The organism is Atlantibacter subterraneus (genome assembly GCF_007570865.1).
Lineage (GTDB): Bacteria > Pseudomonadota > Gammaproteobacteria > Enterobacterales > Enterobacteriaceae > Atlantibacter > Atlantibacter subterraneus.
Window position 1 is genome coordinate 113,381 of sequence record NZ_VLPS01000007.1, and the last position, 15,514, is coordinate 128,894.

The following is a 15,514-nucleotide window of genomic DNA, read 5'->3' on the forward strand; positions in this document are numbered from 1 at the left end:
AGTCACCCTGGAACGACTCTCATCCCTTTTCGCGGGCCATTTCCTACATTCAACTGGCCGGAGACAGCCATGGACCATCTGACTATGTCCAACGCAGAAATTGCCAAACGCTATCGCGCCGTCAGGCCGCGGCTGCTGCTGGTGATGATCGTCGGCTATGCGGCGTTTTACCTGACGCGCAAAAGCCTCAACTTCATCCTGCCCGCGCTCCAGCTCGATTTAGAGTTGAGCAAAAGCGATATCGGCCTGTTGGGATCGCTGTTTTATCTCTCCTACGGGCTGTCGAAATTCGCGGCGGGATTGTGGCATGACGCCCACGGGCAGCGGTCGTTTATGGGCATCGGCCTGTTTGCCACCGGCCTGCTGAACGTGCTGTTTGCGTTTGGCGACAGCCTGACGCTGTTGCTGATTATCTGGACGCTGAACGGATTTTTTCAGGGCTGGGGCTGGCCGCCCTGCGCAAGATTATTAACCCACTGGTATTCGCGCAACGAGCGCGGCTTCTGGTGGGGATGTTGGAACACCTCCATCAACATTGGTGGGGCGATTATCCCGCTGATCAGCGCGCTGGCTGCGCACTGGTGGGGATGGCAGGCCGCGATGCTGACACCAGGGATCATCAGCATGGCGTTAGGCGTTTGGCTGTACCGGCAATTGCCCGGCACGCCGAACGAAGAGGGGTTACCGGGGGTGGGGGAGTGGCGGCACGACCCGCTGGAACTGCGCCAGCAAGAGCGCAGTCCGCCGATGTCGCTGTGGGCCATGTTACGCACCACCATGCTGCAAAACCCGATGATCTGGCTGTTGGCCGGGTCGTATGTGCTGGTGTACCTGATTCGCATTGCGCTGAACGACTGGGGCAACATCTGGCTGTCTGAAACCCACGGCGTTAATTTACTCAGCGCCAACGCCACGGTGATGCTGTTTGAAGTGGGCGGCTTATTGGGGGCGCTGTTTGCCGGATGGGGATCGGATTTGCTGTTCAGCGGGCAACGCGCGCCGATGATTTTGCTGTTTACCCTCGGGTTGATGGTTTCGGTCACCGCGCTGTGGCTCGCGCCAGTGCATCACTATGCGTTACTGGCGATGTGTTTCTTCGCCATCGGCTTTTTTGTATTCGGCCCGCAGATGCTGATTGGTCTTGCCGCCGTGGAATGCGGTCATAAAGGGGCCGCAGGCTCGATTACCGGTTTTCTCGGCCTGTTTGCCTACTTAGGGGCGGCGCTGGCCGGTTGGCCGCTGTCGAAACTCACCGAAGTGTACGGCTGGTCCGGCATGTTTGTGCTGTTGTCGGTGGCCGCCGTGTTGATTGGATTATTGCTGATGCCGCTGCTGATGGCGGGCATCAACGCACAGGACCGCCAGTATCACGCCACGGACCCGGCGAGCTTACCTCCAGACACCTGACAGAAGGATAACAAAATGAAATTGACTGCCCTCTCTGCTCTGATTGCCGCAGGCGTGACGCTGGCGACATTCAGCCACGCGGCGGACGCTAAAGGACGTTTAGTGGTGTATTGCAGCGCCACCAATGAAATGTGTGAAGTGGAAACCAAAGCCTTCGGCGAGAAATACGATGTGAAAACCTCGTTCATCCGCAACGGCTCGGGTAGTACCCTGGCAAAAGTGGATGCCGAGAAGAAAAACCCGCAGGCGGACGTGTGGTACGGCGGCACCCTGGATCCACAGTCCCAGGCCGGTGAAATGGGCCTGCTGGAAGCCTATAAGTCGCCGAACCTGGAGCAGATCATGGAGAAATTCCGCGATCCGGCCAAAGTGAAAGGCAACCTGTCGTCGGCGGTTTACGTGGGCATTCTCGGCTTTGGGGTCAACACCCAGCGCCTGAAAGAGAAAAACCTGCCGGTGCCGAAGTGCTGGAAAGATCTGACCAAACCGGAATACAAAGGCGAAATCCAGATTGCCGATCCGCAGAGCTCCGGCACGGCTTACACCGCGCTCGCGACCTTTGTGCAACTGTGGGGCGAAGATCAGGCGTTTGATTACCTGAAACAGCTCAACGGCAACATCTCCCAGTACACCAAATCCGGCATTGCCCCGGCGCGTAACGCCGCCCGTGGCGAAACCGCTATCGGCATTGGCTTCCTGCACGACTATTCGCTGGAAAAAGAGCAGGGCGCGCCGCTGGAGTTGATTTCACCGTGCGAAGGCACCGGCTATGAAATCGGCGGCGTCAGCATTCTGAAAGGCGCGCGCAACATCGACAACGCCAAACTGTTCGTGGACTGGGTGCTGTCGAAAGAAGCCCAGGAGCTGGCGTGGAAGAAAGGCAAGTCTTACCAAATCCTGACCAACACCACGGCTGAAACCTCGCCGCTGTCCCTGAAGCTCGACGATCTGAAACTGATCAACTACGACATGGACAAATACGGCTCCACTGACACGCGTAAAGCGCTGATCAATAAGTGGGTCAATGACGTGAAGATGGGCAAGTAATCGTATGCGGGTGAGCTCCTCACCCGCCTTTTCCCCCTGCCGACGAGGCGTGTATGTCTGAAACATTACTTTTGCGTCCCGCGCAGAAGCGGGAGGCTATTTTCGCCTGGGTGCTGCTGGGACTGCTGGCGTTCGCGCTGCTGCCGAGCTGGAGCCTGGACTATGGCCTGATGGAATCCACCTCTGACGAGATCCTGGATGCCTATGGCTGGTCGCACTGGAACGTCAGCGTGCTGTGGTATCTGTTGCCGTGCGTGTTGCTGCTGCGGCCTTTCCATGAATCGCGCCGCGAGCAGCGCTCGCGCCACTGGTTTGACGCGCTGTGGGCGCTGGGCTGCATGGCATTTGTGGTGATCAGCGCAACGCTGGTTGGGCGCGGCATGGGCTATGCCACTATCGTGCTGTTTATCGCTTTAGGCGCTATCGCCACTCTGGCGCTGACCCGGCTGGAATTTCTCGGCGGCGACCAGTTTGTTATCGGTTCGCTGATTGCCATTATCGCGCTGATCGGCGTGTTTATCGTCTGGCCGAGCATTGCGATCTTTATTCCGATGTTCACCAACGACGTGGGCGAGTTCGCCCCGCTGGCGTTTATGGCGGTGCTGGGGCAGGCCCATATCCTGCAAGTTATTGCCAACTCGATCATGCTCTCTATGGCGGTGGGCGTGGGCTGTACTTTCTTCGGGCTGGTGCTGGCGATTTACACTACCCGCATCGCCAAACGCAGCGCCATTATCGGGCGTATCTTTTCGATTCTGCCGATCGTCACGCCGCCATTTGTGGTGGGTCTGGGCGTAACGCTAATGATGGGCCGTTCGGGCTACGTCACCGAATTAATGGTCGACTGGTTCGGGCTGACCAACACCAACTGGCTGTATGGCTTCACCGGGATTTGGCTGGCGCAGGTGCTGGCGTTTACCCCGATGGCGTTTATGATCCTCGACGGCGCGATTAAAACCATTCATCCGTCGCTGGAAGAAGCCTCCTACACGCTGCGCGCTAACCGCTGGCAGACCTTTGTCTCGGTATTTATGCCGCTGTTGAAACCGGCCATGGCCAACGCCTTTTTGATCGTGGTCGTGCAGTCGCTGGCGGACTTCAGTAACCCGCTGGTGCTCGGCGGCAACTTCGACGTACTGGCGACGCAAATTTACTTCTACATCACCGGCTCGCAGCTCGACTATCAGGCGGCCAGTACCCTCGGCGTGTTCCTGCTGCTGTTCTCCCTGCTGGTGTTCTGCATCCAGTACATGTGGATTGGCAAGCGCTCTTACGTCACCGTCTCCGGTAAATCCTATCGCGGCGACGTGCAGCCGCTGCCGGTGGCGCTGGTGTGGAGCGTGATCGGGCTGCTGGCGGTGTGGATTGCCTTCAACGCTCTGCTGTACGGCAGCATTTTCTACGGCAGCTTTACCGTCAACTGGGGCGTGGATTACACCCTGACGCTGGATAACTTTATCAAACTGTTCGGCCAGGGCATGGACGACGGCGCGTGGCCTTCGCTGCTCGATACGCTGCTGTACGCCGGGATCGCCGCGCCGATCACCGCCATCTTCGGCTTGCTGATCGCCTGGATCGTGGTGCGCCAGCAGTTTAAAGGCAAAAAGACCATCGAGTTCACCACCATGCTGTGCTTCGCGGTGCCGGGCACCGTGGCGGGGGTTTCCTACATCCTGGCGTTTAACAGCGCTCCGGTGTACCTGACCGGCACGGCGGCGATTGTGATTATCTCCATGGTGATGCGTAACGTGCCGGTGGGCATTCGCGCCGGGATCGCGGGCCTGGGGCAGATCGACAAGTCGCTGGATGAAGCGTCTCTGAGCCTGCGCGCCGGATCGCTGCGGACCATCGTCAATATCCTGCTGCCGCTGTTGCGCCCGGCGATCCTGTCGGCGCTGATCTACAGCTTTGTGCGCGCCATTACCACCGTCAGCGCCATCGTGTTCCTGGTGACGCCGGACACCCGCGTGGCCACGGCCTACATCCTGAACCGCGTGGAAGACGGCGAATACGGCGTGGCGATTGCCTACGGTTCGATTTTGATTGTGGTGATGCTGGCCATCATCTTCCTTTTTGACTGGCTGATTGGCGAAGCGCGCATTTCGCGCTCCAAAGCCAAAAACCAGGCGTAATCACGGAGCTTAACCATGACGCATCATTTTGTTGAATTACGTAATGTCACCAAACGGTTTGGCAATAACACCGTGATCGACAACATCAATCTGGCGATCCCGCGCGGGGAAATGGTCACCCTGCTGGGGCCGTCTGGCTGCGGTAAAACCACGGTGCTGCGGCTGGTGGCCGGGCTGGAAAAGCCCAGCGAAGGGCAGATCTTTATCGACGGCGAAGACGTGACCCATCGTTCCATTCAGCAGCGCGATATTTGTATGGTGTTCCAGTCCTACGCGCTGTTCCCGCACATGTCGCTGGGAGAAAACGTCGGCTACGGCCTGAAAATGCTCGGCGTGGGGCGCGCCGAGATCAAACAGCGGGTGAAAGAGGCGCTGGCGATGGTCGATCTCGATGGGTTTGAAGATCGCTATGTGGATCAGATCTCCGGCGGCCAGCAGCAGCGCGTGGCGCTGGCCCGCGCCCTGATCCTCAAGCCAAAAGTGCTGTTGTTCGATGAGCCGCTGAGTAACCTCGACGCCAACCTGCGCCGCAGCATGCGCGATAAAATCCGCGAGCTGCAAAAGCAGTTCAACATTACCTCGCTGTACGTGACCCACGACCAGAGCGAAGCGTTCGCGGTGTCGGATACGGTACTGGTGATGAACAAAGGCAACATCATGCAGATTGGTTCGCCACAGGCGCTGTATCGTCAACCCGCTTCGCGCTTTATGGCGAGCTTTATGGGCGATGCCAATCTGTTCCCGGCGCAGTTTGGCGCGGAGTATGTCGACATCTACGGCTACCGCCTGCCGCGCCCGGAGAACATTGCGCCGATGGGCGAGGGCACCGTGGGCGTGCGTCCGGAGGCCATCACCCTCGGCACGCAGGGTGAGGACAGCCAGCGCTGCGTTATTCGACACGTCGCCTATATGGGGCCGCAGTATGAAGTGATCGTCGAATGGCACGGCCAGAAGATCCTGTTGCAGGTTAACGCCACGCGTTTACAGCCGGATGTGGGCGAGCACTATTATCTGCAAATTCATCCTTACGGTATGTTTGCTTTGGCGGAAAATAACTAAGCCAGTGGGCTGAATTTGATTAATTCTTAAAAGTTCCGATCAGATGAGATCAATAAGGCGCGACGCAGTGAATAACGGTAGAGTTGGCGCGTCATCTTATTATCTTAAGCTGTTCTAAATTTGCTTATATGCTGTGTAATTTTTTAGGTGCAATCGAAAGATTGCACTTTTTTTTAGCCTGCATTCAGCAAAAAAAAGCCCCGTCAGGGGACGGGGCTAAACGAGGCTTATTGCATGTTATTAGACGTTCTGCTGATGCTCAATATATTCCAGGATGGCAAAATTTCTCAGCGATAACGCCAGGTTAGTACGATTTCAGAAATCATTGTCTGGGTGAAGGACTTTTTTGCCCGCAGGAAATCAAGACCGCAAAATAATCCTTTACCTGCACAAAGTTACTTAGCCTCATAAAAAAAACGCCATGTTAGGTTAACGGCATCGTATTTGAACGTTTACCGTGATGAAGGTCGTTGCCCATGGCCCGCTATTTGTTTTCCTGCCCTGAAGTATGGTTTGGCGAAGAGGCTATTGCCTCTTTAAGCCAGTTTAACGATAAACGCGTTGCTATCGTGACCGATGATTTTATGGTGACGTCAGGCAAAACCCGTTACCTGATTAATTACATGCCCCAGGCGTCGGTGTGTATTTTCGGCGAGGTCAAACCCGATCCGGATATTGATATTCTGACTTCCGGCGCGGCGCGTTTTAAAACCTTTAAGCCCGACGTCATTATCGCCCTCGGCGGCGGCTCGTCGCTGGACGCTGCGAAAGGGATTAAGGTCACACTGGAAGAGTATTTTGGCGATCATCACATTGATCTCATTGCTATTCCCACCACCAGCGGGTCCGGCTCTGAAGTGACCTCCTACGCGATCGTCTCCGATCCGCAAAATGGTCGCAAATATCCGCTGATCTCCGGGCAACTGGTGCCGGACATCGCCATTCTCGATCCTAACCTGGTGTTAACCGTGCCGCGCCATGTCGCGGTAGATACCGGCATGGACGTGCTGACCCATGCCATGGAAGCCTTTGTCTCTACTGGCGCAAATGATTTTAGCGATGCACTGGCGGAAAAAGCCATCGCGTTGACCTGGCGCTATCTGCCGCAGGTGTTCAACGACGAAAAAGACATTGCGGCGCGCACCCACATGCACAATGCCTCCTGTATGGCGGGCATGGCGTTTAACTCTGCCGGGCTGGGGTTGGTACACGGCATGGCTCACGCCATCGGCGGGATGCTGCATATTCCTCATGGCAAAATTAACGCCATGCTGCTGCCGATTGTCATCGACTTCAACAGCAAACAGGCCAGCGCCGAAACCCGCGATCGCTATCACCGTTGCGCGCAAATTATGGGCATTGACCATGCGGTACCGGAGCAGGCCATCGCGCTGATGACTCAGGCGATCCGCCAGATCAATCGCCATTTCGGCATCCCCGCCACGCTCAGCGAACTGGGCACCGACCGAGCAAAAATCATCGGGTTGCGCAGCGCACTGGTGAATTCGGCGCTGGCCGACGGTTGTACCGCGTCGAACCCGCGGCAGGCGACGACGCAGGATGTCGAAGGGTTGATCGACCAGATTACCGGCTAGCTGGACAACTTTGTCCAGCCTTCGTGAAGCGGTCAAAAAAGTCCTGCTGATAAACAAAAACCGGGCGTCGTTACTCCCTATCCTGATCGTCAGACGTCCAGTACCCATGAGATAACTCAATAATCAGGTCGTACCCGTTATGAATTACACCGAACAACAAGCCGAGTGGATTACCCAACAAATTTTGCAGGAACTTGCCGCCAGCAAAAAACCAGTAGCGCCTGCTGCCGCGCCCGTCGCGCTGGATATTCCGGTGGGCGTGTCCAACCGCCATGTGCATCTGTGCCGTGAAGATATGGACATTCTGTTTGGCTACGGCTCCACGCTAACCCGTTTTAAAGCGGTGAAACAGCCCGGCCAGTATGCCGCCGAAGAGATGGTGACGCTGCGCGGGCCGAAAGGCGAGCTCAGCAAAGTGCGCGTGTTAGGGCCATTGCGTAATACCACGCAGGTGGAAATCTCCGTGGCCGACGGCTTTGCGCTGGGTGCCAAAGCGCCGGTGCGCATGTCGGGGGATCTGCTGGATTCGCCGGGCATTGAAATCATCGGCCCGAAAGGGCGGGTGGTGAAACACAACGGCATGATTGTCGCCTGGCGCCATATCCATATCTCGCCTGAAGAAGCCGAACTGCACGGCCTGCGCGATGGGATGGAAATCGACGTGCAAACCAATGGCCCGCGCGGCGGCGTGCTCAGTCATGTGGTGGTGCGCGTCACGGCGGATGCGGTGCTGGAACTGCATATCGATGTGGAAGAAGCCAATGGCTTCGGCCTTCGTAACGGCGACACCGTTCGCGGCATTAAACAGGATGCGTGCCATGGCTGACAGCCCCGAAAACCGCCGATTGCATGAACTGGCCGCGCTGATTGACAGCGGCGAATGTCGGCCCTGCACCGGCGCGTTGAAGGTGGGGGTAGATCTCGGTACTGCCAATATCGCCATCGTAGTGGTGGATGAAGATAACCAGCCGGTGGCAGGGGTAACGTATCCCTCCAGCGTGGTGAAAGACGGCGTGGTGGTGGATTACCTGACCGCCAGCCGGGTAGTAACGCGTCTTAAACAAATTCTTGAACAGAAACTGGGCCGCACGCTGGATCGCGCGGCGACCGCAATCCCACCGGGGATCTCGCAAGGCAACACAAAAGTGATCGTGAACGTCGTGGAGTCGGCGGGTTTTACGGTTACCCGCGTCCTCGACGAACCGGTCGCCGCTGCCAGCGCGCTGAATATCAAAAACGGCGCGGTGGTGGATGTCGGCGGCGGCACTACCGGCATGAGCATTTTGAAAAGCGGCAAAGTGACATTCAGCGCCGACGAGCCTACCGGCGGTAGCCATATGACGCTGGTGATTGCCGGCGCGCTGGGCCTGCCCTATGCCGAGGCTGAAGAGATGAAAAAAGACCCGGCGCAGGAAGCGCAGGTCTTTACTCTGGTACTGCCGGTAGCCCAGAAGATGGCCAGCCTGGTGTCGGGGTGGCTCGCTACTCAGCGGGTGAGAAATATTTATCTGGTGGGCGGCGCGAGCAGCTTTAGCCAGTTTGCTGCCGTGTTCAGCAAACAAACCGGTAGAAACGTGATTCCTTCGGTGGAGCCGTTGCTCGTCACGCCGTTAGGCATCGCCATGAATGCGGGCCAGGGGTAAATCAATGGACAGCCAGACCTTATCGCAACTGCTGGACCGGGTTATCGCCGAATTGCTGGCGCAATCCGTCGCCGAGAAAAATGTCCGCGTGGTCGTGACCGGTGACGATATCTCCTCGCTACCGGAAACGCTGAGCTGTCTCGCGGCGCTTGAAAAGGCAGGCTATCAGCTATGGGTCAGTTTTTCTCACAGCGCCAGCCAGTCGACGCTGAAATCCGCCTGCGTGGATGCGCTGCACCAGCGCGGTTCCCGTGCCGGATTTGATCGGTCGCCGCCCCACTATGAGGTGCTCTATCTGCCTGCACTCTCTGTTAACAGCATGAGCAAAATCGCGCTGGGCATTCGCGATAATCTGGCCTGTGAAGCGGTATTTCAGGCGTTGCAGCACCGTAAGCGGGTTATCGCCACCCTGCATCCGCAGTGCGTTGACAGCACGCTGCCGCTGCCGCTGCTGGCCCGTCTGGAAAGTTATGCGCAGGTGCTGGAGAGCTATGGCATTGCGCTCTCCGGTAAACGAGCAGCTCACGCCAGCCTTGTGCCGGTAAGCCAATCGGCACCCGCTGCCGCCCTGCCGGTAGCCGGTAAAAAGCGCTTAATTACCCTGCGCGATATCCGTCTGCTGGCTTCTGGCGAAGCGTTGCGCATAGCGGGCAATACCCTGATTACCCCCGCCGCCAGAGATGAAATCCAGCGGCGCAATCTCACCGTTATCCACGGATAGCCGGAGGAAAAATGTATCTCGCAAAAGTCACTGGCGCACTGGTTTCCACGACCAAACACGCCTCGCTGAATGGCTCAAAGCTGCTGATGGTGGCGCGGCTGGATGAAAACTATCAGCCGACCGGCCATGCCCAGGTGGCAGTCGATACCGTCGGCGCGGGCAATGGCGAGATTGTGATCGTCACCACCGGCAGTTCGGCGCGTATGAGTAACAGCAAAGATCACTCGGTGATTGACGCCGCCGTGGTGGGCATCGTCGACTCGCTCGAACTTAACGGCAAATAGCGGCGCGCACGCGGAGGAATACTTATGTCTGCGAATGAGGCTTCACTCGACAACTGGATTAACGAGGCTATCGCCACACAGCTGCCAGAACGCCGGATGTCGCTGAGCCTGGACGATAGCGAAGCGTTAGCGAAGTTGGCGCGGGAAGTCGCCCAGGAATGTGATGTGCCAATTGTTTTTAGCCTGGTAGATACCTGCGGCCAGCAGCGGTTTTTCTTCAGCATGGATAACGCCCTGCTGGTCAGCCATACCCTGGCACCGCAAAAGGCCTGGACCGCGGTGGCGCTCAAAATGGCGACCCATGAACTGGCGGCGCTGGTGCAGCCGGGCGGTGATTTGTACGGCCTTGAGAAAGAAAAAGATATCTGCTGCTTCGGCGGCGGTTTTCCCTGCTGGTCGGGCGGGCGTTTGCTCGGCGGCATCGGCATCAGCGGCGGCAGCGTTGAGGAAGATATGCTTATTGCCCGCCAGGCGCTGGCGCGGTTTAGCGCGCTGCGTTATCCCCTCGCAACAAGCCGTTAATTTTCATAGCAGTCCATTTCAGGGGTCATCATGTCCTTAGCTTGTGTATTAGTGATTAACTGTGGTTCCTCATCAATGAAATTCTCCGTCATTCCTCAGGATGCCGACCAGCCGTTGCTGTCGGGCCTGGCGGAGCGGCTGGGCATTGATCATGCCGTCATGACGTTCAAAGACCGTGATGGTCATAAATCCACCGTCGCGCTGGACGAGGCCAGCCATCAGCATGCGCTTAAAGTGCTTTTCGCGAAGCTCGATGAGCAACAGCTGCTGACCACCATCAGCGCCATTGGGCACCGCGTGGCGCACGGCGGCAGCGATTTTAAACGTTCGGTACGGGTTACCGATGACGTGATTGAAAAAATCCGCGCGCTGTCAGCGCTGGCCCCGCTGCATAACCCTGCCAACCTGATTGGCATCGAAGCGGCGCGCGCACTGCTGCCCGCGCTGCCGCAGATTGCGGTATTCGATACCGCGTTCCACCAGACCCTGTCTCCGGCGGCTTACACTTATGCGATCCCGCTGGAATATCAGCAGGATTATCAGGTGCGTCGCTACGGCTTTCACGGGACGTCTCATCGCTATATCGCCGCTGAGGCGCTGGCATCACTGGATCTCGACCCGGCGGATCACGGTATCGTGATTGCCCATTTGGGCAATGGTTCATCGCTGTGCGCGGTGCAAAACGGTGTGAGTGTCGACACCTCAATGGGCATGACGCCATTGGAAGGGCTGGTGATGGGCACCCGTTGCGGCGATCTTGATTTCGGGGCCGCTGCATACCTGGCAAAATGCACCGGTCAAACGCTCGACGCGCTGTACAAAATGGTCAATAACCAGTCCGGCCTGATGGGGATTTCCGGCTTATCCAGCGACTGTCGCACCCTTCAACAGGCGCGGGATGAGGGCCATGAGCGGGCAGCGTTAGCCATCGACGTGATGGTGCATCGCCTCGCGCGGCATATCGGCGGCCACGTCACCTCGCTTAAACGCTTCGACGCGCTGATCTTCACCGGCGGCATTGGCGAAAACTCGGCGCTGATCCGCGAACTCACCGTGCAACGCCTGCAGGCGCTGGGACTGGTGCTGGATCAAGAACGCAACCAGCAGATGTTCGGCGGGCGCAGCGGCGTCATTTCTAAAGCGGGCAGCACGAAGATTGCCGTCATTCCCACCAATGAAGAAAAAATGATTGCCATGGACGCAATGGCGATCGCCGGTACGAATTAGCAAAAATGCGATCGCTTTAACGGTATTTATTATTGCTATTTGGCTCAGGAATATTTTGCGCAAGGCACACCAACAGCAGGACTTTTATTGCCGATCTCAGGTGGATTTTATTGTCGATTAGGCCGATGCAAAAACAAGATAGTCCCGCTGGCGCGCAAAACATTTTGTCTGAATAACCTTAGCATCATGATGAGTCAATAATTAACGCACATGGGTAAATCCGTGGATTGCTATTCCTCTGTGCACGTTTTCTTTCTATCGGAAATATCGAGGTTGTTATGCAACAAGAAGCATTAGGAATGGTTGAAACGAAAGGCCTGGTTTCTGCAATTGAAGCCGCAGACACCATGGTGAAATCTGCCAACGTAACCCTGGTGGGTTATGAAAAAATCGGTTCTGGCCTGGTGACCGTAATGGTTCGTGGCGACGTGGGCGCAGTAAAAGCCGCCACCGACGCGGGCTCCGCCGCTGCGGGTAAAGTGGGCGAGCTGGTCTCCGTACACGTTATTCCGCGTCCGCACATTGAGGTGGAAAAAATTCTGCCGAAGGCCGTCGGTTAATAACAATAAAGGATACTGATCATGAGAGATAATCTTGTTGAGCAGATTATATCTGACGTAATGAATAAACAAACCGGCGCACAACCGAAAGCCAGTAACGCGGCAAATTTTGCCGGTTGTGGTATTACGGAATTTGTCGGCACTGCGTTGGGTCACACTATCGGCCTGGTGATTGCCAATGTCGATAATCAATTACATGAAGTTATGAATATCGACAAGAAATATCGCTCTATCGGTATTCTGGGCGCACGTACCGGCGCTGGCCCGCAAATTTTTGCGGCTGACGAAGCAATCAAAGCAACTAACAGCGAAATTATTTCTATCGAGCTGGCCCGCGACACCGAAGGCGGTGGCGGACACGGTTGCTTAATTATTTTCGGCGCGTCTGATGTTTCCGACGTCAGACGTGCGGTTGAAGTGGCGCTGTCTGAAATTGAACGCACCATGGGCGACGTTTACGGCTCGCCAGCGGGTCACCTTGAATTTCAATACACCGCTCGTGCCAGCTATGCGCTGAACAAAGCGCTGGGCGCGCCGGTTGGCAAATCCTTCGGGATGACCTGCGCCTCGCCAGCGGCGATTGGCCTGGTGATTGCCGACGCAGCGGCGAAATCTGCCGTGATCGATCCGGTGGGTTATGCCAGCCCGTCGAAAGGCACCAGCTTCAGCAACGAAGTGATTTTTACCTTCTCCGGTGATTCCGGTGCGGTACGCCAGGCGGTGATTGCCGCGCGTGAAGTCGGCCTACAACTGCTCTCCACGTTAGATCCGGCGGAAATCAAATCCACCACGACGCCGTATATCTAAGCATCGGGTGACGACGCGCGCGACGCGGTCGGCAGAGGAAGAGTAGTAAGGAATTTAAAGATGAATGATATTGAAATCGCTCAGGCTGTCTCGACCATTCTGAGCAAATTCACCAAAGCAACACCGGATGCGGTTCCGGCAGCGGCTCCCGCCACGTCAGAAACGGCGCGAGTCGAAGGCCTGGATGAAATCGTCGCTAAGGCGCTGGCGCAGCAGTCCTCCGGGCGCGCCGCCTGTGCAACACCTCAGGTAGCGAACGCCGGAACAGGCGCGTTCGAGACCATGGATGAGGCGATCTCCGCCGCGGTCCTGGCGCAGGTGCAGTATCGCCACTGTTCTATGCAAGACCGTGCTTCGTTTATCAATGGCATTCGTGACGTTTTCCTGCAGGAAGATGTGCTGAGCGCTATTTCCCGTATGGCGGTGGAAGAGACCGGCATGGGGAACTACGAGGACAAGCTGATCAAAAACCGCGTCGCAGCGCTGAAAACGCCAGGTCTTGAAGATCTGGCCACCAGTGCGGTTACCGGAGACGGTGGTTTAACGTTGATCGAGTACTCCGCGTTCGGGGTGATTGGTTCGATTACGCCAACCACTAACCCGACCGAAACCATTATCAACAACAGCATCGGCATGCTGGCAGCAGGCAACACCGTGGTGTTCAGTCCGCATCCGCGCTCGCGCAAAGTATCGCTGTATGCGGTGGAGCTGATTAACAACAGGCTCGCTCAGTTGGGTGCTCCGGCGAATATGGTCGTCACGGTGACCAAACCGTCTATCGACAACACCAACGCCCTGATCAACGACCCGCGTATCAACATGCTGGTCGCGACCGGTGGCCCGGCTATCGTGAAAACTGTGATGTCATCCGGTAAGAAAGCGATTGGCGCAGGTGCAGGCAACCCGCCAGCGGTAGTGGACGAAACGGCGGATATCGAAAAAGCGGCCCGCGACATTATTAAAGGCTGTAGCTTTGATAACAACCTGCCGTGTGTGGCGGAAAAAGAAGTGATTGTGGTGAACCAGGTGGCGGATTATCTGATTCATTGCATGAAGAAAAGCGGTGCCTATCTGCTGTGCGATAAGAAGCTGATTCAGCAACTGCAATCGCTGGTGCTTAACGAAAAAGGCACCGGTCCGAATACCGCCTTTGTCGGTAAAGATGCGCGTTACATTCTGCAACAGCTGGGGATCACGGTTGGCGACGATATTAAAGTCATCTTGATTGAGACGGAGAAAACCCATCCGTTCGTGGTGCACGAGCTGATGATGCCGGTCCTGCCGGTGGTGCGCGTCGATAACGTTGATGAAGCCATCGAGCTGGCGGTGAAAGTGGAGCACGGCAATCGCCATACCGCGATTATGCACTCTACCAACGTCGAAAAACTGACCAAAATGGCGCGCCTGATCCAGACCACCATCTTTGTTAAAAATGGCCCCTCTTATGCGGGGCTGGGGGTGGGTGGCGAAGGGCATGCCACCTTTACGATTGCCGGGCCGACCGGCGAAGGGCTTACGTCAGCACGCGCGTTTGCACGCCACCGTCGCTGCGTAATGGTTGAAGCGCTGAATATTCGCTAACCATCGCGAAGGGTATCAAAGATGAAAAAACGAATCATAAACGCGCCAACTCCGGATATTTTGGCCATGTTGAAACGGCGTATGCCCGGGGAGTTTCGTTCGCGTCTGGATTTGATTCGTATCGACGCCATTGGTTTGTTAATGCTGCCGGTTCCGGATCTCTATTTTTATGCCGACGTAGCCAGCAAAAGCGCCAATGTGGTGGTATCGGAAATCTTTGGTAGTTGCCCTCAGCATATCACCACCCTGGCCATTTTTGGCGAAGTCGCGGCGGTGCATGAAGCCATGCGAATAATTGAGGAAGACGACAACCAGTTTTAAGAGTTCGCTTATGAAGAAGATATTACTTATCGCAGGCGATTTCTCTGAAGACTATGAAGTCATGGTGCCATGGCAGGCATTAAGCATGTTAGGTTTCAGAGTGGATGTAGTGTGTCCGGGAAAACGAACCGGCGAGTTTATTAAAACCGCGATTCATGATTTTGAAGGTGATCAGACGTATACCGAAAAACCCGGACACCTTTTTAGATTAACCGCATCATTTGATGAAATAAGGTTACAGGAATATTGCGGCATTTATATTTCAGGCGGGCGTTCATCGGAATACCTGCGATTAAATAAATCGGTTCTGAATATTGTGCATTATGCGATGAACTTTTCATTACCTGTTGCTGCAATTTGTCATGGTCCACAAATTCTGGCCGCTGCGGGGGTATTAAAAGGCAGGAAACTGACAGGATATTTTACGGTGAAGCCCGAAGTAGAGATGGCAGGCGGTCTATGGGTGACTGCCGCAGATGATGAAGCCGTCGTCGATGGTAATTTAATTACTGCCACCACCTGGATGGGGCATCCGGAAATATTACGTCACTTTATTACTCAGACAGGTACCAGCATTATTCATTAATACCCCGGCATCGCCGCAAGGT

Annotated in this window: 16 protein-coding genes; all 16 read left to right on the forward strand. The window is 56.1% G+C overall.

The genetic code is table 11. The features are described from left to right. Positions 1-84: 84 nt before the first annotated feature. The 16 genes from uhpC to FND52_RS13915 all read left to right on the forward strand — a co-directional run bounded on the left by uhpC (position 85) and on the right by FND52_RS13915 (position 15,492). A complete protein-coding gene (gene uhpC / locus FND52_RS13840) occupies positions 85-1,407 on the forward strand; it encodes an MFS transporter family glucose-6-phosphate receptor UhpC (RefSeq protein WP_144131571.1) in 1,323 nt (440 codons plus the stop codon). A 15-nt stretch (positions 1,408-1,422) separates the two neighbouring features. Further along, positions 1,423-2,454 (forward strand): ABC transporter substrate-binding protein, encoded by a 1,032-nt coding sequence (locus FND52_RS13845; RefSeq protein ID WP_125293760.1) that lies wholly within the window; start codon positions 1,423-1,425, stop codon positions 2,452-2,454. Positions 2,455-2,507: 53 nt separating this feature from the next. Next, positions 2,508-4,586, forward strand: a complete 2,079-nt coding sequence (locus tag FND52_RS13850; RefSeq protein ID WP_125293759.1) for an ABC transporter permease — start codon at positions 2,508-2,510, stop codon at positions 4,584-4,586. 15 nt (positions 4,587-4,601) lie between these two features. Beyond that, positions 4,602-5,645 carry a ferric ABC transporter ATP-binding protein gene (gene fbpC / locus FND52_RS13855; RefSeq protein WP_144131405.1) on the forward strand — a complete coding sequence of 348 codons (1,044 nt, stop codon included), beginning with the start codon at positions 4,602-4,604 and terminating at the stop codon, positions 5,643-5,645. 476 nt (positions 5,646-6,121) lie between these two features. After that, entirely contained in the window at positions 6,122-7,240 is a 1,119-nt protein-coding gene (locus tag FND52_RS13860) for a 1-propanol dehydrogenase PduQ (RefSeq protein ID WP_144131407.1), read from the forward strand. 139 nt (positions 7,241-7,379) lie between these two features. After that, positions 7,380-8,066 (forward strand): phosphate propanoyltransferase, encoded by a 687-nt coding sequence (locus tag FND52_RS13865; protein ID WP_144131409.1) that lies wholly within the window; start codon positions 7,380-7,382, stop codon positions 8,064-8,066. Further along, positions 8,059-8,883 carry an ethanolamine utilization protein EutJ gene (eutJ, locus tag FND52_RS13870; RefSeq protein ID WP_144131411.1) on the forward strand — a complete coding sequence of 275 codons (825 nt, stop codon included), beginning with the start codon at positions 8,059-8,061 and terminating at the stop codon, positions 8,881-8,883. Before FND52_RS13865 ends, eutJ begins: the two co-directional genes overlap by 8 nt. A gap of 4 nt (positions 8,884-8,887) precedes the next feature. After that, a complete protein-coding gene (locus FND52_RS13875; protein WP_144131413.1) occupies positions 8,888-9,604 on the forward strand; it encodes a flavoprotein in 717 nt (238 codons plus the stop codon). An 11-nt stretch (positions 9,605-9,615) separates the two neighbouring features. Beyond that, positions 9,616-9,888, forward strand: coding sequence for a propanediol utilization microcompartment vertex protein GrpE (grpE, locus tag FND52_RS13880; RefSeq protein WP_122927237.1), 273 nt, complete (start codon positions 9,616-9,618; stop codon positions 9,886-9,888). A gap of 24 nt (positions 9,889-9,912) precedes the next feature. Beyond that, positions 9,913-10,410, forward strand: coding sequence for a GlcG/HbpS family heme-binding protein (locus FND52_RS13885; RefSeq protein ID WP_144131415.1), 498 nt, complete (start codon positions 9,913-9,915; stop codon positions 10,408-10,410). A gap of 30 nt (positions 10,411-10,440) precedes the next feature. Further along, positions 10,441-11,637 carry a propionate kinase gene (gene tdcD, locus FND52_RS13890; protein WP_144131417.1) on the forward strand — a complete coding sequence of 399 codons (1,197 nt, stop codon included), beginning with the start codon at positions 10,441-10,443 and terminating at the stop codon, positions 11,635-11,637. 278 nt (positions 11,638-11,915) lie between these two features. After that, positions 11,916-12,197, forward strand: coding sequence for a propanediol utilization system shell hexameric protein GrpH (gene grpH, locus FND52_RS13895; RefSeq protein WP_002438304.1), 282 nt, complete (start codon positions 11,916-11,918; stop codon positions 12,195-12,197). Between the two features lie 21 nt (positions 12,198-12,218). Further along, on the forward strand, positions 12,219-13,004 hold the full coding sequence (gene grpI / locus FND52_RS13900; RefSeq protein ID WP_125293751.1) for a propanediol utilization microcompartment protein GrpI: 786 nt from the start codon (positions 12,219-12,221) through the stop codon (positions 13,002-13,004). Between the two features lie 60 nt (positions 13,005-13,064). Further along, entirely contained in the window at positions 13,065-14,585 is a 1,521-nt protein-coding gene (locus FND52_RS13905; RefSeq protein WP_144131419.1) for an aldehyde dehydrogenase family protein, read from the forward strand. 21 nt (positions 14,586-14,606) lie between these two features. Further along, positions 14,607-14,906 carry a propanediol utilization system shell hexameric protein GrpK gene (gene grpK, locus FND52_RS13910; protein ID WP_122927243.1) on the forward strand — a complete coding sequence of 100 codons (300 nt, stop codon included), beginning with the start codon at positions 14,607-14,609 and terminating at the stop codon, positions 14,904-14,906. Positions 14,907-14,916: 10 nt separating this feature from the next. Next, positions 14,917-15,492, forward strand: coding sequence for a DJ-1/PfpI family protein (locus FND52_RS13915; protein ID WP_125293749.1), 576 nt, complete (start codon positions 14,917-14,919; stop codon positions 15,490-15,492). The last annotated feature ends 22 nt before the right edge of the window (positions 15,493-15,514 follow it).